Raw genomic sequence first — 20,680 nt, forward strand, 5'->3', positions numbered from 1 at the left:
AGATGAACATAGAACAATTTCAATCTATGCTAGAAGAGAAGGGTATTTCCCTCTCTTCTAGACAGTTAGAGCAGTTCGGAATCTATTTTGAAACATTAGTAGAGTGGAATGAAAAAATGAACTTAACGGCTATTACGGAGAAAGAAGAAGTATACTTAAAACACTTTTTTGATTCTGTTACAGCGGCTTTTTATTATGATTTTTCGAAACCATTTTCTATTTGTGATGTTGGAGCAGGAGCTGGATTCCCAAGTATCCCTTTAAAAATCTGTTTCCCGCACTTAAAAGTAACAATTGTAGATTCATTACAAAAACGTATTAATTTCTTAAATCACTTAGCGCAAAAGTTAGAATTAAGTGATGTTGCATTTTGTCATGATCGTGCTGAAACATTTGGAAAAAAAGAAGGTGTACGTGAAGCATACGATATTGTAATGGCACGTGCAGTTGCACGTCTTTCTGTATTAAGTGAGCTATGTTTACCACTTGTAAAAGTAGGGGGAACATTCATTGCAATGAAAGGTGCAGCGGCGAACGAAGAAATCGAAAATGGCAAATATGCTTTAGAGGTACTTGGCGGAGAATTGAAAGAAATGTCTACGTTCCAATTACCGTTTGAAGAAAGCGAGCGTAATATTTTATTAATCGAGAAAAAGCGCAAGACACCAAAGAAATATCCACGCAAACCGGGAACGCCCAATAAATTACCTATTGAAAAATAAATCTTATTAGACGTAAGATTAAATTATATAAATGAAAACGTAAATGTTTCATAGGAAACATTTTATGTAGAACAGTCAATAGGCCTAAAAGGTGGTGGAATATGTATGAAAAATACGTTTTCTCGTTTATTTGGCTTTGGAGATAAAGAGAGCGAATTCGAATTACAAGACGAAAGCCATGAAGAAATAGCTAAAAAGGTATATGAAGAAATACAGGAAATTCCGATAGTAAACATTACCCCTAACCGTTATCAACCACGAACAGTTTTTGACGATGCACGTATTGAGGAGCTAGCATTAACGATTCGTACACATGGGCTTATCCAGCCGATTGTTGTGAGACAGTATGAGGATGATAAGTACGAGATTATTGCCGGGGAAAGGCGTTTCCGCGCAGCAACAAAGTTAGGGTGGGAAAAAGTTCCTGCAATAATAAAGAATTTAAATGATACTGAGACAGCCTCTGTAGCGTTAATTGAAAATTTGCAACGTGAGGAATTAACAGCAATTGAGGAAGCTGTGGCATATCAAAAGCTGATTGAGTTACATAATTTAACACAAGAAGCATTGGCACAACGACTTGGAAAAGGACAATCGACAGTCGCAAATAAATTGCGATTATTAAAATTGCCTGAAGAAATCAAAAGTGCATTATTAGAAAAAAGTATTACAGAACGGCATGCTCGCGCCCTTATTCCTTTGAAGAATGAGGAATTACAACTGAAGGTTTTACAAGAGATTGTGGAGAAGCAATTGAATGTAAAGCAAACAGAAGAACGAATTGCAAAGTTATTAGAAGAAGTAAAACCAAAGCGCAAAGCGAAGCAAAAAGCAGTAAGTCGAGATGCGAGAATTGCTATGAACACGATTAGACAATCATTACAAATGGTTGCTAATAGTGGTTTGAATGTTAATTCTGCGGAAGAAGAGTTTGATGAATACTATCAAATTACGATTAAAATTCCGAAGAAAAAATAATTACGTGCTAGAGACCTTATCCTATTGGAGAGGTCTCTTTTACTATATTTTCTTGTTAAAGCAAGAAGGAGTTTAGAAATAAATTTTGAAGTTTAATAAGGACGTAAAAGAAAAACTTTTATTTCATGTTACAATAAACGTAATTGTTTCTAGAATAAGAAAGAAAGGTTGAAAGTAGGTGACATCATGGGAAAAATCATTGCTATTGCTAATCAAAAAGGCGGTGTTGGAAAAACAACAACATCCGTTAATTTAGGGGCTGGATTGGCACAAGTAGGAAAAAAAGTCCTTCTCGTAGATATTGATGCTCAAGGAAATGCAACGACTGGTGTAGGGATTGAAAAGTCTGAATTAGATCAATGTATTTATAATGTTCTTGTAGAAGATGCAGATGTTCAAGGTGCCATACGGAAAACCGCAACTGAAAACTTAGATGTTCTACCCGCTACAATTCAATTGGCTGGTGCTGAAATTGAATTGGTACCAACCATTTCCCGGGAAGTACGCTTGCAAAGAGCGTTACAGCCGATTCGTGATGAATATGAGTATATTATTATTGACTGTCCCCCATCCTTAGGGTTATTAACGATTAATGCATTAACAGCAGCAGATTCTGTTATTATTCCTGTACAGTGTGAATATTACGCGCTGGAAGGGTTAAGTCAGCTATTAAATACAGTTCGACTTGTGCAAAAGCATTTAAATAAAAATTTAGCAATTCAAGGTGTATTGTTAACGATGTTGGATGCTCGTACAAATTTAGGAATTCAAGTTATAGATGAAGTGAAAAAATACTTTAGAGATAAAGTATATCGTTCGATTATTCCTCGTAATGTTCGCTTAAGTGAGGCACCAAGTCATGGAAAACCAATTATGCAGTATGACGCTAAATCAAGAGGAGCAGAAGTATATTTAGATTTAGCAGAGGAAGTGATTGCAGGTGGCTAAGGGATTAGGAAGAGGAATCAACGTGTTTTTTCCAGATTTAGATGTGAAAGAAGAAGAAACAATTCAGGAGATTATAGTAACTGAATTAAGGCCGAATCCATATCAACCACGTAAATATTTCAATAAAGAAGCGATTCAGGAATTAGCGGCTTCTATTAAAGAGCACGGTATATTGCAACCTTTAATTGCTCGAAAGAGTATTAAAGGATATGAAATAGTTGCAGGTGAAAGAAGATATCGTGCTGCTAAAGAGGCCGGACTTGAGAAAGTGCCTGCTGTCGTAAGGCAATTAAATGAGCAGCAAATGATGGAATTTGCTTTGCTTGAAAACTTACAACGAGAAGATTTAAATCCTATGGAAGAGGCAATGGCATATCAGATGTTAATGAACGAGCTAAATGTAACACAAGAACAATTAGCAAAACGTCTTGGTAAAAGCAGGCCTTATATCGCAAATTATACTCGTTTGTTAAGCCTCCCTTCATTCGTTCAAGATATGATTGCAAACGGTCAACTTTCAATGGCTCATGGAAGAACTTTACTTACAATAAAAGATGAAGAACAGTTGAAATCTTTATTGAAGCGAATTGAAAAAGAAGGACTGAATGTTCGCCAATTGGAACAAATTGTCCAGGAAATTAATCAACGTGTTTCACGTGAAACACAACAAGTGAAAAAAGAAAGAAATATATTTTTTGTAGAGCGCGAAACGTTTTTAAGAGAAAAGTTTGGTACGGATGTAAAAATTAAAGAAACGAAAAAAGAAAAAGGTAAAATCGAAATCGAATTTTTTAATAAAGAAGATTTAAATCGAATTTTAGAATTATTATCAAAGGGAAATTAAAAAGCAAACCATCTTATTGTTTATAGATGGTTTGCTTTTTTTAATGCAGATAATTTTTGATCGGTTTCTTTTATACTTTGTGCAATTACATCGGCCATCTTCATAACTAAACTTAGTCTTGTATTTTGAAGTACGAAAAACTCCATGAAACCATTTAAATTTACGATGCCATGAATATGCAAATCACCAATTTCAGGTAATTTCTTATTCATCGCAGCTCCAGGTTTACTGGGACCCTTTCCGGTAGTTATAGAACCGATACTTTGAGATTTTCCTAAACATGCATCAACAGCAATAATAAATGAAGTAGGGTTTTCTTTCTGTATATTCTGAATTTTTTCCTCTAGATTTAGTGCATGTATTGGTTCGTCTAGTGTGCCGAATACTTGAAGGTTTTTGATTTCAATTTGTTCTAGTTTAGTACCAACTAATGGACCAAGTGCATCACCGGTGGAACGGTCTGTTCCGATACAAACGAGAATGAGTGGCATATTAGTCTTAATGGGAATATGGGAAAGTAAGAAATTACTGATTGTCTCAGAGGCTTCTAAGTCATGATGCATAACATTTTGAGTTTCTTTTTCAAAAAAAGGTAAGCGAAAACTTCTAATATTCATGAAGCACCCATCCTTTTAATAAATTTTCACAATATGTTATATGGTGTGTGAAATGGAAAATTATAAGTGCATACTTTCTACAAACTGTGAATGAAAATGGAAATAATAGTACTAGTATATATATATTCGTTTCATTTTATACCTGAATGGAAGTTAACAAATGGAATTAAAGTCATAAATTTTTTTCAGAAATCAGAGAGAGTTCTGATACAATAATAAGGATAACTAAAAAGAAATTTTAGCTAGAGAGGTAGAGGGACATGGATTTAGCGTTGAAATGGTTTGAGTCCATTGATTGGACGAATATAGGTGTGAAGTCACTAAAAATAATCGTTATTTTAATACTTGGTGCAATCGTTGTGCGAGTTGCAAGGGCAATTGTACGAAATGCGTTTCGTATGGGAAGCCGTTCGCCGATTCAAATTTCAGAACGTCGTACAGTTACGGTAGCGAAGTTGCTTGAAAATATTGTGGCATACGTTGTTATGTTCATTATGTTAATTGCGATTTTAGGTGTGTTTGATATTAATGCATCAGGTCTATTAGCCGGTGCTGGGGTAATTGGTTTAGCAGTCGGTTTTGGTGCACAAAGTTTAGTTAAAGATGTCATTACAGGATTATTTATTTTGTTAGAGGATCAATTTTCAGTAGGTGATTATGTAAGAATAGGGCAATTTGAAGGAACTGTTTTGGAAATTGGACTACGTACAACGAAGATGAAAAGCTGGACAGGTGAAATTCATATAATACCAAATGGTAGTATTGTACAAGTAACGAACTTTTCCGTTAGTAATAGTGTAGCATTTGTTGATGTATCTATTTCTTATGAAAGTGATATAGTACGAGCGGAGCAAGTTATTGAAGATTTATTAGTAGAATTACCAGGAAAATATGAGAAAATGGTAACAACACCTCAATTGCTAGGTGTTCAAACATTGGCAGCGTCTGAAGTTGTATTACGTGTTATTGCTGAAGTTGAGCCGATGCAGCATGCAGTTATTGCGAGGGCTCTTCGCAAAGAGATTAAAAATCGTCTTGATTTACATGGGATTGAAATTCCATACCCACGTATGGTTTTATATAGTCGCGAAGAATTGGTTAGTGAAAAAGCAATTTAATAGTGGGAGGGATTTAGAGAATGGAGCAAAAGCAATATAACTTGTACGATGTTGTGGAAATGAAGAAAGCCCATCCATGTGGTGAAAATCGCTGGAAGATTATTCGTATGGGAATGGATATCCGCGTTAAGTGCGAGGGGTGTGACCATTCGGTAATGATTCCTCGAAGAGAGTTTGATCGCAAGGTGAAAAAAATACTTGTGAAGCACGAAGAATAGTGAAAAAGCAACGGCTGCAGTAGACAGCCGTTGCTTTTTTTCATTTGGTGGAAACTTGTCATTTTTTTCGTTACTATCTATAATGATGAAAGATTGAGACATAGGAGTGAAAAATATGGGATTAACGGCTGGGATTGTTGGATTACCTAACGTAGGTAAGTCCACTTTATTTAATGCAATTACACAAGCAGGAGCAGAATCTGCGAACTATCCATTCTGTACAATCGATCCAAACGTAGGGATTGTAGAAGTACCAGATGAGCGTTTAAATAAATTAACGGAATTAGTAGAACCGAAAAAAACTGTTCCGACTGTATTTGAATTTACTGATATTGCAGGTATCGTAAAAGGTGCGAGTAAAGGTGAAGGGTTAGGAAATAAATTCTTATCTCACATTCGTCAAGTAGATGCAATTTGCCAAGTTGTTCGTTGTTTTGAAGATGAAAATATTACGCACGTTTCAGGAAAAGTAGATCCAATTGATGACATTGAAACAATTAACTTAGAACTAATCTTAGCGGATTTGGAATCTGTTGATAAGCGTATCGAACGAGTTGCGAAGTTAGCAAGACAAAAAGATAAAGAAGCTGTATATGAGCATGAAATTTTAGTTCATTTAAAAGAAGCTTTTGAAGAGGGAAAACCAGCTCGTACTGTTGAATTTACAGAAGAGCAAATGAAGATTGTTAAAGGCCTTCATTTACTTACAACGAAAGAAATGCTATACGTAGCAAACGTAAGTGAAGATGATATTATGGATCCTTCTGACAATAAATATGTACAAATGGTAAAAGAATTTGCAGCAAATGAAAATTCTCAAGTAATCGTTGTATGTGCAAAAATCGAAGAAGAAATCGCTGAGCTAGACGAGGAAGAGAAAAAAGTATTCCTTGAAGAACTAGGCATTGAAGAATCTGGTTTAGATCAATTAATTCGTGCTGCATATGATTTATTAGGACTTGCTACTTACTTCACAGCTGGTGTGCAAGAAGTACGTGCATGGACGTTTAAACAAGGTATGAAGGCACCACAATGTGCTGGCGTAATTCATACAGACTTTGAGCGTGGATTTATTCGCGCAGAAACAGTTTCTTATGATGATTTAATGACAAACGGTTCTATGACAGCTGCAAAAGAAGCTGGAAAAGTACGTTTAGAAGGAAAAGAGTATATCGTAAAAGACGGAGATGTTATGCACTTCCGCTTCAACGTTTAATTTAATATTTCCTAGGAAAAATAAAGATATGAGCTTGGCAAATATATTATGTGTTTGCCAAGTTTTTTACGTATTGGTGAGTTGATTCATATAACTTACTATGATATAATCTAAACTCGTGAGTAATTACTATAAATTAATTGCTCCTTGCCCATTATGGGCCGTTTAGACCAAAAGGAGGTGAAAGTGTAATGAGAAAGTACGAAATTATGTACATCATTCGTCCTGGCGTTGAAGAAGAAGCTCAAAAAGCTTTAGTTGAACGTTTTGCAGGTGTTTTAACAAACAATGGTGCAGAAATCATTAACACGAAAGAGTGGGGTAAGCGTCGTTTAGCTTACGAAATCAACGACTTACGTGAAGGTTTCTACATGATCTTAAACGTGAACTCTAACTCAGAGGCGATTAACGAATTCGACCGTTTAGCTAAGATCAACGAAGATATCCTTCGTCATATCGTTGTTAAAGAAGAAGAAAAATAATTGATATATAAGGGAGAGTGGTTCGATTGATGAATCGTGTTATCCTCGTTGGTCGTTTAACTAAGGACCCTGACTTACGTTACACGCCCAATGGTGTTGCAGTAGCTACTTTTACGTTAGCTGTGAATCGCGCATTTGCGAATCAACAAGGTGAGCGTGAAGCTGACTTTATTAATTGTGTAATATGGCGTAAACAAGCAGAAAACGTGGCAAATTATTTGAAAAAAGGTAGCTTAGCAGGCGTAGACGGACGTCTTCAAACTCGTAATTACGATGGACAAGATGGTAAACGTGTATATGTAACAGAAGTTCTTGCGGAGAGCGTACAATTTTTAGAGCCGCGTAATGGCGGTGGGGAGCAACGTGGTTCATTCAATCAGCAACCATCAGGAGCTGGTTTCGGTAACCAAAGCTCTAACCCATTTGGTCAATCTAGTAATTCAGGTAACCAAGGTAATCAAGGTAACTCTGGATTTACGAAGAATGACGATCCATTTTCGAATGTTGGTCAACCGATTGACATTTCGGACGACGATTTACCATTTTAATGGTGTGAATCGGCTATTTTTAACAAAGAATGGAGGGAATAGACATGGCAGGACGCAAAGGTGGACGTGCGAAGCGTCGTAAGGTGTGTTTCTTCACATCTAACGGCATCACTCGCATTGACTATAAAGATGTTGATTTATTAAAACGTTTCGTTTCTGAGCGCGGTAAAATTTTACCTCGTCGTGTAACAGGAACAAGCGCGAAATACCAACGCAAACTTACAGTTGCAATTAAACGTGCTCGTCAAATGGCACTTTTACCATATGTTGGTGAATAATAGCGTATGAAATGCACAGTAGAGTCGGACTCTACTGTGCATTTTGCTATGCTTTTCTTTTTGAAAGAGAGGTTAAAATGTGAAACAAGCAAGGTTTATTACCGAAGGCGCAGCGTTATTGGCTGTATATGCAATGTTATTGCTCATATCTATGTATGTTCCGATTTTGGGTACAGTTGTAACATTTGTATTGCCGTTACCATTTATATTGTTAACGATAAAATATGGCGTACCTAATGCCTTTGTGATTTTTACAGCAGCATTTTTCATTGCTGTTATTGTGGGTCAACCGATAGGTCTAGTAAAGACAATTATGTTTGGGTGTACGGGTATTGTTTTAGGATACATGTATAAAAAACAAAGAAAGCCGTTGGAAATTTTGATAGCAGGGACACTTGCATACTTAATCGGTATTATGCTCATTTATGTTGTGAGTATAAAATTTTTCAACATAGATTTAATACAGAAAATGCAAAATATGTTTAGTGAAAGTGTAGTACAAAGTGAAAAGATAGCAAATGCTGCTGGTATGCAGGTTAGTAAGAAACAAAAAGATTTATTCGCACAAATGAATGATATATTACAAACGATACTCCCGAGTATACTTGTAATGGTTTCTGTGTGTCTTTCTTGGATTACGGTTATGATATCAGGTAGTGTTTTGAAAAAGTTAAAGCATGAAGTAACACTTTGGCCTAAATTTAAAGACATACAATTGCCAAAGAGTATTATTTGGTATTACGTCATATTTATTTTGTTAGCAACTTTTATAAAAGTAGAACCAACATCATATTTACATATGGTATTTTCTAACCTATATGTAATCTTTGCACTATTGCTCGTACTGCAAGGTTTGACATTTATCGCCTTTTTAGCACATAGAAAAGGATTTACTAAAGGTGTTCCTATTATTAGTTTTATTGTCTGCATGTTTATTCCGATGATGTTTCCTCTTGTAACAATCTTAGGTATAATTGATTTAGGGATTTCATTGCGTTCTAAAATAGGGGAATAAAATAATATTCCTTACACTATTTTAATTTGTTTAACTAACTGGAAAGTGAGTTAGTTTTACTTTATAGGAGTTGTATACATGCCTGAATTTTATAAGAAACAGTGGTTTTTATATCCTGTTTACGTATTGGCATTTTTTGTATTCGTGCTAATTTCACTCCTCTGTTACTTTCATTTAATTATGGGGATATCAGCCTTTTTTATCTTTTGTATTGTACTTTTTTTCGTTATACGATTCGAACTTACTTTTCAAAGGAATTTTGAAAAACATACGACAGATATGATTACAAGGGTAAAGAAAGTGAGTAATGAAGCATTTAACCAAATGCCAATTGGTATTTTGTTATACAATAAGGATTATGGGATTGATTGGGCGAATCCTTATTTATCATCATGTTTGGGGCAGCATGCATTAGCTGGTTGGCACCTTTACGATGTATCAGAAACATTACTCCTTTTTATTAAGGGGGAAACTTCTGACGATATAGTTTCTTTAAATAATCGAAAGTTTCGTGTTTTTGTAAGGAAAGAAGAAAAACTAATTTATTTCTTTGATGTAACGGAACAAACAGAAATTGAAAAGATGTATGAAGATCAACGCACTGTTTTAGCTGTTATTTATTTAGATAACTATGATGAAGTTACACAAGGATTAGATGACCAATTACGTACGAATATAACAAGTCTTGTGACGTCACGTCTAAATGAATGGGCCGTTAAGTATGGTGCATATTTGAAACGTGCATCTTCAGAAAGATTCTTCGTTGTACTAAATGAAAGTATTTTAGCGCAAATGGAGAAAGGGAAATTTAGTATTTTGGATCAAGTGCGTGAAGAAACATCAAAAAGGAATATACCACTTACATTAAGTGTTGGTGTTGGCTCAGGTGATTTACCTTTATCAGAGCTTGGAGCGATGGCACAATCTGGTTTAGACCTTGCATTAGGACGAGGAGGAGACCAAGTAGCTATTAAACAAGCAACGGGTAAAGTTAAGTTTTACGGTGGTAAGACGAATCCGGTTGAAAAGCGTACTCGTGTACGTGCTAGGGTTATTTCGCATGCATTAAAGGATTTAGTATTAGAAAGCAGTAATGTCATTATAATGGGGCATAGAGCTCCTGATATGGATGCGATTGGTGCAGCGATTGGTATTTTAAAGGTAGCTCAATTAAATGAGCGCAAAGGATATATTGTATTAGATGAAAATGATTCTGATAAAGGAATCAAACGTTTGATGGATAAAGTGAAACAAAATGAAGAGTTATGGTCACATTTTATTACACCAGGGCAAGCGATGGAATTTGCAAATGATGATTCATTACTTGTTGTTGTTGACACGCATAAACCTTCAATGGTGATGGAGGAAAAACTGTTACACAAGATTGAAAATGTAGTAGTTATTGACCATCATCGCCGCGGGGAAGATTTCATTGAAGATCCATTACTCGTTTATATGGAGCCATACGCTTCTTCAACGGCAGAGCTTGTTACAGAATTACTTGAGTATCAACCGAAAAATTTAAAGATGACAATGTTAGAAGCAACGGCATTGTTAGCTGGTATTATTGTTGATACGAAAAGTTTTACATTCCGTACAGGCGCTCGTACATTTGATGCCGCTTCTTATTTACGCTCGCATGGCGCAGACACTGTACTTGTACAAGAACTTTTAAAAGAAGATATGGGTCAGTATTTACGAGTTGCAAAAGCCATTAAAAATGCGTACATTTATAAAAATGGAATTGCGATTGCTAAAGTTGATGGTGATGAATATTATGACCAAGTACTTATTGCACAATCAGCAGACACATTATTGACAATGACAGGTATCATTGCATCATTTGTTATTGCAAAACGTGGAGAAAATTTCATTGGAATTAGTGGTAGATCTTTAGGTGAATTGAATGTACAGCTAATTATGGAGAATTTAGGAGGTGGCGGGCACTTAACAAATGCAGCCACACAAATGAAAAATGTTACAGTAGATGAAGCGGAGGAGAAGCTTCGATTTGTTATTGATGACTATTTACAGGGAGGCACACAATCATGAAAGTAATTTTTCTAAAAGACGTAAAAGGTAAAGGTAAAAAAGGAGAAATAAAAAACGTACCAGACGGTTATGCAAATAATTTCTTACTAAAACAGGGGTTAGCTGCCGAAGCGACAAACAGCAGTATGAAAACTTTAGATGCTCAAAAGCGCAAAGAGGAAAAAGATGCAGCAGCAGAAGTTGAGAATGCAAAAGAGCTGAAAGAAACATTAGAGAAATTAACTGTAGAAGTAAAGGCGAAATCTGGAGAAGGTGGCCGCTTATTTGGTTCTATCACGAGTAAACAAATTGTAGATGTAATGCAAAAGTCACACAAGATTAAACTTGATAAACGTAAATTTGAAATGGATGATGCAATCCGTGCATTAGGTTATACAAACGTCAATGTGAAATTGCATCCGCAAGTAACAGCAACAGTAAAAGTTCATGTTAGTGAACAATAAAAATAAATTAAGCAAGGAGGATTGCGCATGAGTGATGTAATGGCTGATCGTACCCCTCCGCATAATATAGAAGCTGAGCAGGCAGTCTTAGGTGCCATATTAATTGATCAGGATGCATTAACGTCAGCATCGGAACTATTGGTACCTGACTCATTTTATCGAACGAAACATCAAAAGATTTTTGAAGTCATGCTTGGGTTGTCTGATAAGGGAGAACCAATCGACTTAGTAATAATGACATCAGCGATGGCTGATCAAGGATTACTAGAAGAAGTTGGTGGGGTTTCTTATCTAGCAGAGTTAGCAGAAGTTGTTCCAACAGCTGCTAACGTAGAATATTATGCACGCATCATCGCTGAAAAGGCACTTTTACGTCGTTTAATTCGAACGGCGACTCATATTGTATCGGATGGATACGAGCGAGAAGATGATGTGGATGGCCTTTTAAATGAGGCTGAGAAAAAAATATTAGAAGTATCTCACCAAACAAATGCAAAAGCATTCCAAAACATTAAAGATGTTCTTGTAGATGCTTATGATAAAATTGAACTTTTGCATAATCAAAAGGGTGAAGTTACCGGGATACCAACTGGATTTACTGAATTAGATAAGATGACCGCAGGTTTTCAGCGAAATGATTTAATCATCGTGGCGGCGCGTCCATCGGTAGGGAAAACTGCATTTTCACTAAATATCGCACAAAACGTAGCGACGAAAACTGATGAAAATGTAGCGATTTTTAGTTTAGAGATGGGCTCTGATCAGCTTGTTATGCGTATGCTTTGTGCAGAAGGAAATATTGATGCACAAAGACTTCGTACCGGTTCATTAACTTCTGATGATTGGGCGAAATTAACAATGGCGATGGGTAGCCTTTCTAATGCTGGTATATATATTGATGATACACCAGGGATTAAAGTAAATGAGATTCGAGCAAAATGTCGTAGATTAAAGCAAGAGCAAGGTCTTGGGATGGTTTTGATTGACTATTTACAGCTTATTCAAGGAAGTGGGAAATCAGGAGAAAACCGTCAGCAGGAAGTATCTGAGATTTCTCGTACATTAAAAGGGATTGCACGTGAATTGCAAGTACCTGTTATTGCCTTGTCGCAGTTATCTCGTGGTGTAGAATCTCGTCAAGATAAACGTCCGATGATGTCTGACATTCGTGAATCAGGAAGTATCGAGCAGGATGCTGACATTGTAGCCTTCCTATATCGTGAAGATTACTATGATCGTGAAACAGAAAATAAAAATACAATTGAAATTATCATTGCAAAGCAACGTAATGGTCCGGTAGGTTCAGTAGAGCTTGCGTTTGTTAAGGAATTTAATAAATTCGTCAACTTAGAACGCCGCTTTGAGGATGGACATGCACCGCACGCATAAAGGCAGTATAAAAAAGAAACACATTTCTTATAATAAGATGTGTTTCTTTTTTTTTATATGAAAGATAGGGCTTTCATAAGGTGAATATGTAATTCTTACGAACGAAAACGTTTTTCGATAAAAAAATGTTCGCTTTTTGGTTGACTTCTCTTTCTGTTTTGGTACAATTATATTGTTTGAATAGATCGTTTGAAAATTGCGGAGGTGCTTTAATAATGTCTTCAGTAGTAGTTGTAGGAACACAATGGGGCGACGAAGGAAAAGGTAAAATCACTGATTTTCTTTCTGAGCATGCGGAAGTAGTTGCAAGATATCAAGGTGGAAATAACGCGGGACATACAATTGTTTTCGGCGGAGTTAAATATAAATTACACTTAATTCCATCTGGTATTTTCTATAAAGAGAAAATTTGTGTAATCGGAAATGGCTTAGTAGTAGATCCGAAAGCATTACTTGAAGAGTTGAAATACTTACACGATCGTGGTGTAAGTACTGATAATTTACGTGTAAGTAACCGTGCGCACGTTATTTTACCTTATCACTTAAAACAAGATGAATTAGAAGAAGCGAGTAAAGGTGATAACAAGATCGGTACAACGAAAAAAGGTATCGGTCCTGCATATATGGATAAAGCTGCTCGTATTGGTATCCGTATGGCTGATCTTTTAGACCGTGAAGCATTTAAAGAGAAGCTTGAGCGTAATTTAGTGGAGAAAAATCGTTTGTTTGAAAAAATGTACGATACAGAAGGTTTCAGCGTAGAAGAAATCTTTGAAGAGTACTTCGAATACGGACAACAAATCGCACATTACGTATGCGATACATCTGTCGTATTAAATGATGCACTAGATAACAATCATCGTGTATTATTTGAAGGTGCACAAGGTGTTATGCTTGATATCGACCACGGTACGTACCCGTTCGTTACATCTTCTAACCCAATTGCTGGTGGTGTAACAGTTGGAACTGGAGTTGGTCCTGCGAAAGTTACTCGCGTTGTAGGTGTATGTAAAGCATATACAAGCCGTGTTGGTGATGGTCCATTCCCTACTGAACTTAATGATGAAATCGGTCACCAAATTCGTGAAGTTGGTCGTGAATACGGAACAACAACTGGTCGTCCACGCCGTGTAGGTTGGTTCGATAGCGTTGTTGTAAGACATGCACGTCGTGTTAGTGGTTTAACAGATTTATCATTAAACTCTATCGATGTATTAACAGGTATTCCAACTGTTAAAATTTGTGTTGCTTACAAATGCAATGGCGAAGTTATCGATGAAGTTCCAGCTAACTTAAACATTTTAGCGAAATGTGAGCCTGTATATGAAGAGCTTCCAGGTTGGACAGAAGATGTTACTGCTGTGAAATCATTGGATGAACTTCCTGAAAATGCAAGAAAATACGTAGAGCGCGTTTCTGAATTAACAGGAATCCAATTATCTATGTTCTCGGTTGGACCAGATCGTAATCAAACAAATATCGTTCGTAATGTATACGAAGCTTAATTGATATAAAAAATTGATTTTTTTAAGAAAAAACTCATGTTTTTATGAGTTTTTTCTTATTTTTTATAAAAAAATAAAAAAGGTATTGCAAAAATGAAAGATAGCATGTTATGATATGTCTTGTCGTCACGAAAATATGACGTTGGTGAGTATGAGCCATTAGCTCAGTTGGTAGAGCATCTGACTTTTAATCAGAGGGTCGAAGGTTCGAATCCTTCATGGCTCACCATTTTATTTTTCGTGGCCCGTTGGTCAAGTGGTTAAGACACCGCCCTTTCACGGCGGTAACACGGGTTCGAATCCCGTACGGGTCATGTTTTTTTATGTTCATTTTTGGTCCCGTGGTGTAGTGGTTAACATGCCTGCCTGTCACGCAGGAGATCGCCGGTTCGACCCCGGTCGGGACCGCCACTTTTGTTTATACCACCATTAGTGGTTTTATATATAGTTTTGGCTCGGTAGCTCAGTCGGTAGAGCAGAGGACTGAAAATCCTCGTGTCGGCGGTTCGATTCCGTCCCGAGCCACTCTCAGGATATTAAGTGGGCCCACTTAATATCCTTTTTATTTTGTCCAGTTTTACAAATGTGGGTAGTTATTTTACAATAGAATGAGGAGCCTCTAGCAGTTGAAGCTAGAGGTTTTTCTATAGATCGTATAGGATTCCGTGTAAAAGTGGATGATACATGAGTCTATGAGAATAGAGGAGAAATACTTAGACTAAGATTGTTGTCATATAGGAACATACTATAGAAACACCAATATGTTTGAGGATTATTGATCATATTTTTATAAGGAGGAAATAGACGATGATGGGAAAGAAAATTTTAGTAGTTGATGATGAAAAGCCAATTGCGGATATTTTGAAGTTCAACCTAGAAAAAGAAGGTTTTGAAATTGTAATGGCGCATGATGGTGATGAGGCGATTGAAAAAGCAAATGAAGAACAGCCAGATATGGTTTTATTAGATATTATGTTACCGGGAAAAGACGGTTTAGAGGTATGTCGTGAAATACGTAAAAGCTCAGAAATGCCAATTATTATGCTTACAGCAAAAGACTCTGAAATTGATAAAGTATTAGGGCTTGAGCTTGGGGCAGATGATTATGTAACGAAGCCATTTAGTACGAGGGAGTTACTTGCTCGTGTGAAAGCGAATTTACGTCGCCATCAGCAGGGTGGTGCTGCAGAGAAAGAAGAAAATACCGAAATGGTTATTGGACCAATCGTTATTAATTCGAACGCTTATAGTGTAACAAAGCGTGAAGAAAGCATTGAGCTTACACATCGTGAATTTGAATTGCTACATTATTTAGCGAAGCATTTAGGTCAAGTTATGACTCGTGAACATTTATTACAAACAGTTTGGGGTTATGATTATTTTGGAGATGTACGTACAGTAGACGTAACAGTACGTCGTTTACGCGAAAAAATTGAAGATAATCCAAGTCATCCTACTTTAATTGTAACTAGACGTGGGGTAGGGTATTACTTGCGTGACCCAGAACAGGAATAGTATATGAAGAAAGTTGGTTTTTTTCAATCTATTCATTTAAAATTTGTGCTCATATATATGCTGTTAATATTAATAGCAATGCAAGTAATTGGCGTATATTTCGTCAGGGAATTAGAAAAAAGCCTTGTAAAAGGCTTTCAAGATTCCTTAACGCAGCAAACAAATCTACTTTCTTATAACCTGAAGCAAGAGTTTGTAAAAGAACGTCCTAAAACAGAATCAGTAGATAAAGCTATTAATGATTCGATTCAAAAATTCGCATCAGATCGTAAGAAAGATATTCAAGAAGTAAGTGTAATTGATTCTACTAAAAAATTAATGGCAATTTCAGACGGGTCTAAGCAAAATAAGGTAGGAAGAACGTCAGCAGATACAGCTGTACAACGGGTAATGGTACAAAAGAAACCAGAGTCAAAGATTGAGAAAGATGGAAATACAGGTCATCGAGTTCAAGTTATGATTACCCCTATTCTAAAAGAGCCAGGCGGAGAGGTACTTGGTGTCATTCATATCGTTGCATCTATGGAAGATGTGTATAAACAAATGAAGGACATCAACCAAATTTTCGCAACGGGGACAGTAATTGCTTTATTAGTAACAGCTGTACTTGGAATTTTATTGGCTCAAACAATTACGAGACCAATTTCAGATATGCGAAGACAAGCAATTGAAATGGCGAAAGGAAATTATTCGCGAAAAGTAAAGGTGCATAGTCACGATGAGATTGGACAATTAGCATTATCTTTTAACAATTTATCTAAAAAATTACAACAAGCTCGTTCCTCCACAGAAAGTGAAAGACGAAAATTATCATCCGTTTTATCACATATGACAGATGGAGTAATTGCTACTGATCGAAAAGGGGATATCATTTTATTAAATGATCCTGCGGAAAAGATGTTAAATGTTTCGCGTGAAACGGCGCTAGATCAATCAGTGTTAGAAGTGCTAGGAATACAAGAAGAATTTACACTGGATCATTTATATGAAGAGCCTGATTCAGTTTTATTAGATTTTAGTACGAGAAATGAACCATATATTTTACGTGCTAGTTTCTCTGTTATTCAAAAAGAAACAGGGAAGGCAAATGGTTTAATTGCTGTATTATATGATGTAACAGAGCAGGAGCGGATAGAACAAGAGCGCCGTGAGTTTGTTGCGAACGTATCTCATGAGTTAAGAACGCCGTTAACAACGATGCGCAGTTACTTAGAAGCACTTACTGATGGAGCATGGCAAGATCCCAATATTGCACCGCAATTTTTAACAGTTACACAAGAAGAAACGGAAAGAATGATCAGGCTTGTAAATGCATTGTTACAACTATCTAAACTAGATAGTACAGAACATCGCTTAATGAAGGAATGGGTCGACTTTACTGATTTCTTTAATAACGTTATCGATCGTTTTGAAATGTCTAAAGAGCAAAATGTAAGCTTCAAACGATCTTTCTCTAAAAAATCTCGATTTATTGATATGGATACAGACAAAATTACACAAGTTTTATATAACATTATTTCCAATGCACTAAAATATTCGCCAGAAGGTGGTACAGTAACATATCGCCTACGTGACCGCGGGGAGTTATTAGAGATTAGTGTGAGTGATCAAGGAATGGGAATTCCGAAAGAAAATGTAGATAAAATATTTGAACGTTTTTATCGTGTAGATAAAGCGCGTTCGAGACAAATGGGTGGTACAGGTCTTGGGTTAGCCATTGCGAAAGAAATGATTGAGGCACATGGCGGCTCGGTTTGGGCGAAAAGTGAGGAAGGAAAAGGGACAACTATTTATTTCACATTGCCAATGGCGACAGATGAAGAGGACGATTGGGAATGAGTATGGAAAACTTTAAAACGATAGTTCTAATTAATTTGGTTGTCATTAGTCTATTTCTTACTTTTAACTTGTGGACATATGTTCCTGATTCTACTTCTATGCAAAATACAAAGTTCGTTCAAGGTAACGAAGAGATAAATACGATAAAGATTTCGGAGGTTGTTCGCCCATCCTCTGTCGTTATTCATAAAGAGAAAAATCATTATGTAAGCGAAAAGAAGGAAAATGTGGATTCGATCTATAAAATTCTTGAAAACGGAGAATTACATAATTTCGAGGAAATAACGGGGACAGTCCCTAAAGGTGATTTTCTGTCTTATGTACACGGAGAAGAAAAAATTGAATTTGTTTTTCCTACAAATATCCCGTTAGATACGATTAAAAATATGTTTAATATTAAAGATAAAAACATAGAAAGTAACAGAAGTTTTAATCGTATTATAATTGATCCTTCTAGAAGTAAGGACCAAGAAATTAAAGTTAGCTTTGTTTCCTATGATACTTCTCATAAAATATATCAAGCAACATTGAGTGGTGCTTATATAAAGGATATTATAAATGCTCAAAATCAACTTATGACAGTAGCAAGACCATATTTTGAGTATCAAATAAATGATACAAAAAAACTTTTTTTACCAGAGGGGATTACGGAATTAAGTAAGGCAGAGTATATTACAGCTAAACTAGAAGTGGATCCATTTAAAAATGCTTTATTTAGTGATCCACGTTATTTAAGTCCTATTTCTGAGAAAACAAAGGAAACATTTACAGATGGCATCCGTTCTATGGAAATTGATAAGTCGGATGCAATGTTGAAATATAAAAATTCCGCTGTACATGGTGATAAATCTACGGATAATGCGGTAATTTTACAAAAAAGTTTTGACTTTGTAAGTGGGCATAGTGGATCCTTGAAGTCCTATCGTTTTGATTATATTAATGGGAGGAAATCTTCATTCCGTTTATATGAGGATGGTTTGCCTGTATTTAATGCAAATGGAATAGCGGAGTTAAAACAAGTATGGGGTTCAGGTGAAATTATGCAGTATGAAAGACCCTTTTTTGAGTTCAGTATTACTTTGCCTAGTAAACAACAAACAACTTCTCTCGCATCAGGTCGTACAGTGATGACATCACTAGAGAATAATCCAGAAATTGATAAAAAATCAATTCAGGATGTGGGTATTGGTTATAAAATGTCATTGGAACCGTCCATCAGTGATGTGAGAATTGCTGTCTTACAGCCGATATGGTATGTAAAATGTGAAGAAGATGGTAAGCAACAAATATATGAGTGGAGTGAGGGGGGACTAAATGGATTGGGATCGAATTAAAACCATATTTATTGTGACCTTTTTTGTTTTAGACCTCTTTCTTATCTTTCAGTTCATTCAAAAGCAAGATAGTAATCAATTAGAACTTGTGACGGAAACGAAAATCGATCAACAATTAAAAGCTGAAAAAATTACTATGGGAAATTTTCCTAAAGAACCGAAAAAAGAGTCATTTATAATGGCGAAAAATAAGGGTTTCAAAGAAGAAGATGTGCAATCTTTAAAAAATCAGACAGCGCATGTGCAAGACGAATATCAAATAGAGGGTAAATTAAAAGAGCCTTTTTTAAATACAAAATCATTGTCAAAAGATAAGTATAATGAGTTTTTGAAAAACTATGTGCTGGATGGACAAAAATATGAGTTTGGAGCAATAAAGGACTCAAAAATTTACTTTTTTCAAAAGTATAAAGATAAACCAATCTTCTACAATAATCGTGCGATGATTGTTGTAGATTTAAATGAAAAAAATGAGCTTATTTCATATACACAAACAATGTTAACGGATTTGAAGGAAATGGGCGAAAGCGAAAAGACGAAAGAACAAGAAATTATTACTGCTCAAACAGCTTTAGAAAATATATATTTGAAAAATAAAATTGCAGAAAATACGCACGTGAAAGAGGCGCAGATTGGATATGCGACTCTTGCGGAGTCTTCTTCTAATATACAAGTGCTTGCTCCAACATGGAACTTAAAGACAGAACAAAAAAAGGATTTTTTTGTGAATGCAATTGAAGGACAAGTTATGGAATTAGGGGAAACTCAAGTGCCGGAAGAACATAATGGAGTGAGAAAGAATGAGCATGCATTTTAGTGTACTTGCAAGTGGAAGTACAGGGAATATGCTATATGTAGGAACAGATGAAAAAAAACTGCTTGTCGATGCAGGTTTAAGTGGTAAAGCGACAGAGGCTTTATTTAAACAAGCTGAACTGAATATAAATGACATATCAGGTATTCTTGTAACACATGAGCATAGTGATCACATTAAAGGATTAGGTGTATTGGCGCGTAAATATGATTTACCTGTTTATGCGAACGAGAAAACATGGAATGCAATGGAACATTTAATAGGTAATATCCCAACTGATCAAAAATTCATTTTCTCAGTAGGAGACGTGAAAACATTTGGGGATATTGAAGTTGAATCATTTGGTGTTTCTCATGATGCGGCGGAACCGATGTTTTACGCTTTTCATAACAATAATAGAAAGTTAGCTCTTATTACAGATACGGGCTACGTAAGTGACCGTATGAAAGGTGTTATTAAGGGAGCAAATGCTTTCGTGTTTGAAAGCAATCATGATGTGGAAATGCTTCGTATGGGACGCTATCCATGGAGCATTAAGCGACGTATTTTAAGCGACGTTGGCCACGTTTGTAATGAGGACGCTGCATTAGCGATGGCTGATGTTATTACAGATGAGACAAAACACATTTATTTAGCACATTTAAGCTTAGATAATAACATGAAAGAATTAGCGCGTATGTCTGTATCACAAGTATTAGAAGAAAAAGGTTTTGGGGTTGGAGAATCCTTTGAAATACATGATACAGATCAAAAAGTGCCTACGAAAATTCAATACGTATAATTCTTCATTTTAGTAAACAATAAA

Annotated in this window: 21 protein-coding genes and 4 tRNA genes; 24 read left to right on the plus strand and 1 reads right to left on the minus strand. The window is 35.9% G+C overall.

Features of this window, described 5'->3' with window-relative positions:
* The first annotated feature begins 2 nt into the window (after positions 1-2).
* The 4 genes from rsmG (at position 3) to spo0J (ending at position 3,492) form a co-directional block, all read left to right on the plus strand.
* A complete protein-coding gene (gene rsmG / locus JFU20_RS15200; RefSeq protein WP_002016472.1) occupies positions 3-722 on the plus strand; it encodes a 16S rRNA (guanine(527)-N(7))-methyltransferase RsmG in 720 nt (239 codons plus the stop codon).
* A gap of 105 nt (positions 723-827) precedes the next feature.
* Positions 828-1,700: a nucleoid occlusion protein gene (gene noc, locus JFU20_RS15205; protein ID WP_002016471.1), complete on the plus strand. Its 873-nt coding sequence runs from the start codon at positions 828-830 to the stop codon at positions 1,698-1,700.
* A gap of 186 nt (positions 1,701-1,886) precedes the next feature.
* Positions 1,887-2,648 carry a sporulation initiation inhibitor protein Soj gene (soj, locus tag JFU20_RS15210; RefSeq protein ID WP_002016469.1) on the plus strand — a complete coding sequence of 254 codons (762 nt, stop codon included), beginning with the start codon at positions 1,887-1,889 and terminating at the stop codon, positions 2,646-2,648.
* Positions 2,641-3,492: a stage 0 sporulation protein Spo0J gene (gene spo0J / locus JFU20_RS15215; RefSeq protein WP_170935246.1), complete on the plus strand. Its 852-nt coding sequence runs from the start codon at positions 2,641-2,643 to the stop codon at positions 3,490-3,492. Before soj ends, spo0J begins: the two co-directional genes overlap by 8 nt.
* Before the next feature lie 20 nt (positions 3,493-3,512).
* Here the strand turns inward: spo0J and yyaC are convergent, their stop codons facing one another.
* Positions 3,513-4,109, minus strand: coding sequence for a spore protease YyaC (yyaC, locus tag JFU20_RS15220; RefSeq protein WP_002089953.1), 597 nt, complete (start codon positions 4,107-4,109; stop codon positions 3,513-3,515).
* Positions 4,110-4,369: 260 nt separating this feature from the next.
* On the opposite strand from yyaC, the gene JFU20_RS15225 reads away from it, so the two are divergent.
* From JFU20_RS15225 to JFU20_RS15320, 20 genes are all read left to right on the plus strand, one after another.
* Entirely contained in the window at positions 4,370-5,227 is an 858-nt protein-coding gene (locus JFU20_RS15225) for a mechanosensitive ion channel family protein (protein ID WP_002016466.1), read from the plus strand.
* Positions 5,228-5,247: 20 nt separating this feature from the next.
* Positions 5,248-5,445 carry a DUF951 domain-containing protein gene (locus tag JFU20_RS15230; RefSeq protein ID WP_000436054.1) on the plus strand — a complete coding sequence of 66 codons (198 nt, stop codon included), beginning with the start codon at positions 5,248-5,250 and terminating at the stop codon, positions 5,443-5,445.
* 115 nt (positions 5,446-5,560) lie between these two features.
* Entirely contained in the window at positions 5,561-6,661 is a 1,101-nt protein-coding gene (gene ychF, locus JFU20_RS15235; protein WP_002166369.1) for a redox-regulated ATPase YchF, read from the plus strand.
* Positions 6,662-6,852: 191 nt separating this feature from the next.
* The gene (gene rpsF / locus JFU20_RS15240) at positions 6,853-7,143 is read left to right on the plus strand and encodes a 30S ribosomal protein S6 (protein ID WP_001233782.1); all 291 of its coding nucleotides are present in this window, start codon (positions 6,853-6,855) and stop codon (positions 7,141-7,143) included.
* 26 nt (positions 7,144-7,169) lie between these two features.
* Positions 7,170-7,691 carry a single-stranded DNA-binding protein gene (gene ssb / locus JFU20_RS15245; RefSeq protein ID WP_000981963.1) on the plus strand — a complete coding sequence of 174 codons (522 nt, stop codon included), beginning with the start codon at positions 7,170-7,172 and terminating at the stop codon, positions 7,689-7,691.
* 44 nt (positions 7,692-7,735) lie between these two features.
* Positions 7,736-7,969: a 30S ribosomal protein S18 gene (rpsR, locus tag JFU20_RS15250; protein ID WP_000918874.1), complete on the plus strand. Its 234-nt coding sequence runs from the start codon at positions 7,736-7,738 to the stop codon at positions 7,967-7,969.
* 79 nt (positions 7,970-8,048) lie between these two features.
* Complete coding sequence (locus tag JFU20_RS15255; protein WP_002016461.1) at positions 8,049-8,984, plus strand: YybS family protein; 936 nt, start codon at positions 8,049-8,051, stop codon at positions 8,982-8,984.
* A 78-nt stretch (positions 8,985-9,062) separates the two neighbouring features.
* Positions 9,063-11,036 carry a DHH family phosphoesterase gene (locus tag JFU20_RS15260; protein WP_002016460.1) on the plus strand — a complete coding sequence of 658 codons (1,974 nt, stop codon included), beginning with the start codon at positions 9,063-9,065 and terminating at the stop codon, positions 11,034-11,036.
* A complete protein-coding gene (gene rplI, locus JFU20_RS15265) occupies positions 11,033-11,479 on the plus strand; it encodes a 50S ribosomal protein L9 (protein ID WP_002130186.1) in 447 nt (148 codons plus the stop codon). The genes JFU20_RS15260 and rplI overlap by 4 nt, the downstream gene beginning before the upstream one ends.
* 27 nt (positions 11,480-11,506) lie before the next feature.
* On the plus strand, positions 11,507-12,868 hold the full coding sequence (dnaB, locus tag JFU20_RS15270) for a replicative DNA helicase (RefSeq protein WP_002016457.1): 1,362 nt from the start codon (positions 11,507-11,509) through the stop codon (positions 12,866-12,868).
* A gap of 215 nt (positions 12,869-13,083) precedes the next feature.
* Positions 13,084-14,373, plus strand: coding sequence for an adenylosuccinate synthase (locus tag JFU20_RS15275; protein WP_002016456.1), 1,290 nt, complete (start codon positions 13,084-13,086; stop codon positions 14,371-14,373).
* Between the two features lie 153 nt (positions 14,374-14,526).
* Positions 14,527-14,602: transfer RNA gene (locus JFU20_RS15280), tRNA-Lys, on the plus strand.
* Between the two features lie 13 nt (positions 14,603-14,615).
* A tRNA-Glu gene (locus JFU20_RS15285) sits at positions 14,616-14,687 on the plus strand.
* A 21-nt stretch (positions 14,688-14,708) separates the two neighbouring features.
* Positions 14,709-14,784 (plus strand) — tRNA-Asp (locus tag JFU20_RS15290).
* 41 nt (positions 14,785-14,825) lie between these two features.
* Positions 14,826-14,898, plus strand: a tRNA-Phe gene (locus tag JFU20_RS15295).
* Between the two features lie 282 nt (positions 14,899-15,180).
* Positions 15,181-15,888, plus strand: a complete 708-nt coding sequence (gene walR / locus JFU20_RS15300; protein WP_000971867.1) for a cell wall metabolism DNA-binding response regulator WalR — start codon at positions 15,181-15,183, stop codon at positions 15,886-15,888.
* A gap of 3 nt (positions 15,889-15,891) precedes the next feature.
* Positions 15,892-17,727: a cell wall metabolism sensor histidine kinase WalK gene (gene walK, locus JFU20_RS15305; protein WP_002166370.1), complete on the plus strand. Its 1,836-nt coding sequence runs from the start codon at positions 15,892-15,894 to the stop codon at positions 17,725-17,727.
* Positions 17,724-19,061 carry a YycH family regulatory protein gene (locus JFU20_RS15310; protein WP_201038713.1) on the plus strand — a complete coding sequence of 446 codons (1,338 nt, stop codon included), beginning with the start codon at positions 17,724-17,726 and terminating at the stop codon, positions 19,059-19,061. Before walK ends, JFU20_RS15310 begins: the two co-directional genes overlap by 4 nt.
* On the plus strand, positions 19,042-19,878 hold the full coding sequence (locus JFU20_RS15315) for a two-component system regulatory protein YycI (protein ID WP_002166372.1): 837 nt from the start codon (positions 19,042-19,044) through the stop codon (positions 19,876-19,878). Before JFU20_RS15310 ends, JFU20_RS15315 begins: the two co-directional genes overlap by 20 nt.
* Entirely contained in the window at positions 19,862-20,656 is a 795-nt protein-coding gene (locus tag JFU20_RS15320) for an MBL fold metallo-hydrolase (RefSeq protein WP_002143955.1), read from the plus strand. Before JFU20_RS15315 ends, JFU20_RS15320 begins: the two co-directional genes overlap by 17 nt.
* The last annotated feature ends 24 nt before the right edge of the window (positions 20,657-20,680 follow it).

It is taken from the genome of Bacillus sp. TH30, assembly GCF_016650875.1.
GTDB lineage: Bacteria > Bacillota > Bacilli > Bacillales > Bacillaceae_G > Bacillus_A > Bacillus_A mycoides.

Bases quoted from the DNA above. Each gene is read 5' to 3' on its own strand.
- rsmG (WP_002016472.1), top strand. From the start codon at position 3: ATGAACATAGAACAATTTCAATCTATGCTAGAAGAGAAGGGTATTTCC.
- walR (WP_000971867.1), top strand. From the start codon at position 15,181: ATGATGGGAAAGAAAATTTTAGTAGTTGATGATGAAAAGCCAATTGCG.
- JFU20_RS15310 (WP_201038713.1), top strand. From the start codon at position 17,724: ATGAGTATGGAAAACTTTAAAACGATAGTTCTAATTAATTTGGTTGTC.
- rpsR (WP_000918874.1), top strand. From the start codon at position 7,736: ATGGCAGGACGCAAAGGTGGACGTGCGAAGCGTCGTAAGGTGTGTTTC.
- JFU20_RS15225 (WP_002016466.1), top strand. From the start codon at position 4,370: ATGGATTTAGCGTTGAAATGGTTTGAGTCCATTGATTGGACGAATATA.
- JFU20_RS15315 (WP_002166372.1), top strand. From the start codon at position 19,042: ATGGATTGGGATCGAATTAAAACCATATTTATTGTGACCTTTTTTGTT.
- JFU20_RS15275 (WP_002016456.1), top strand. From the start codon at position 13,084: ATGTCTTCAGTAGTAGTTGTAGGAACACAATGGGGCGACGAAGGAAAA.
- noc (WP_002016471.1), top strand. From the start codon at position 828: ATGAAAAATACGTTTTCTCGTTTATTTGGCTTTGGAGATAAAGAGAGC.
- ychF (WP_002166369.1), top strand. From the start codon at position 5,561: ATGGGATTAACGGCTGGGATTGTTGGATTACCTAACGTAGGTAAGTCC.
- walK (WP_002166370.1), top strand. From the start codon at position 15,892: ATGAAGAAAGTTGGTTTTTTTCAATCTATTCATTTAAAATTTGTGCTC.
- rplI (WP_002130186.1), top strand. From the start codon at position 11,033: ATGAAAGTAATTTTTCTAAAAGACGTAAAAGGTAAAGGTAAAAAAGGA.
- rpsF (WP_001233782.1), top strand. From the start codon at position 6,853: ATGAGAAAGTACGAAATTATGTACATCATTCGTCCTGGCGTTGAAGAA.
- JFU20_RS15320 (WP_002143955.1), top strand. From the start codon at position 19,862: ATGAGCATGCATTTTAGTGTACTTGCAAGTGGAAGTACAGGGAATATG.
- dnaB (WP_002016457.1), top strand. From the start codon at position 11,507: ATGAGTGATGTAATGGCTGATCGTACCCCTCCGCATAATATAGAAGCT.
- soj (WP_002016469.1), top strand. From the start codon at position 1,887: ATGGGAAAAATCATTGCTATTGCTAATCAAAAAGGCGGTGTTGGAAAA.
- JFU20_RS15260 (WP_002016460.1), top strand. From the start codon at position 9,063: ATGCCTGAATTTTATAAGAAACAGTGGTTTTTATATCCTGTTTACGTA.
- JFU20_RS15230 (WP_000436054.1), top strand. From the start codon at position 5,248: ATGGAGCAAAAGCAATATAACTTGTACGATGTTGTGGAAATGAAGAAA.
- yyaC (WP_002089953.1), bottom strand. From the start codon at position 4,109: ATGAATATTAGAAGTTTTCGCTTACCTTTTTTTGAAAAAGAAACTCAA.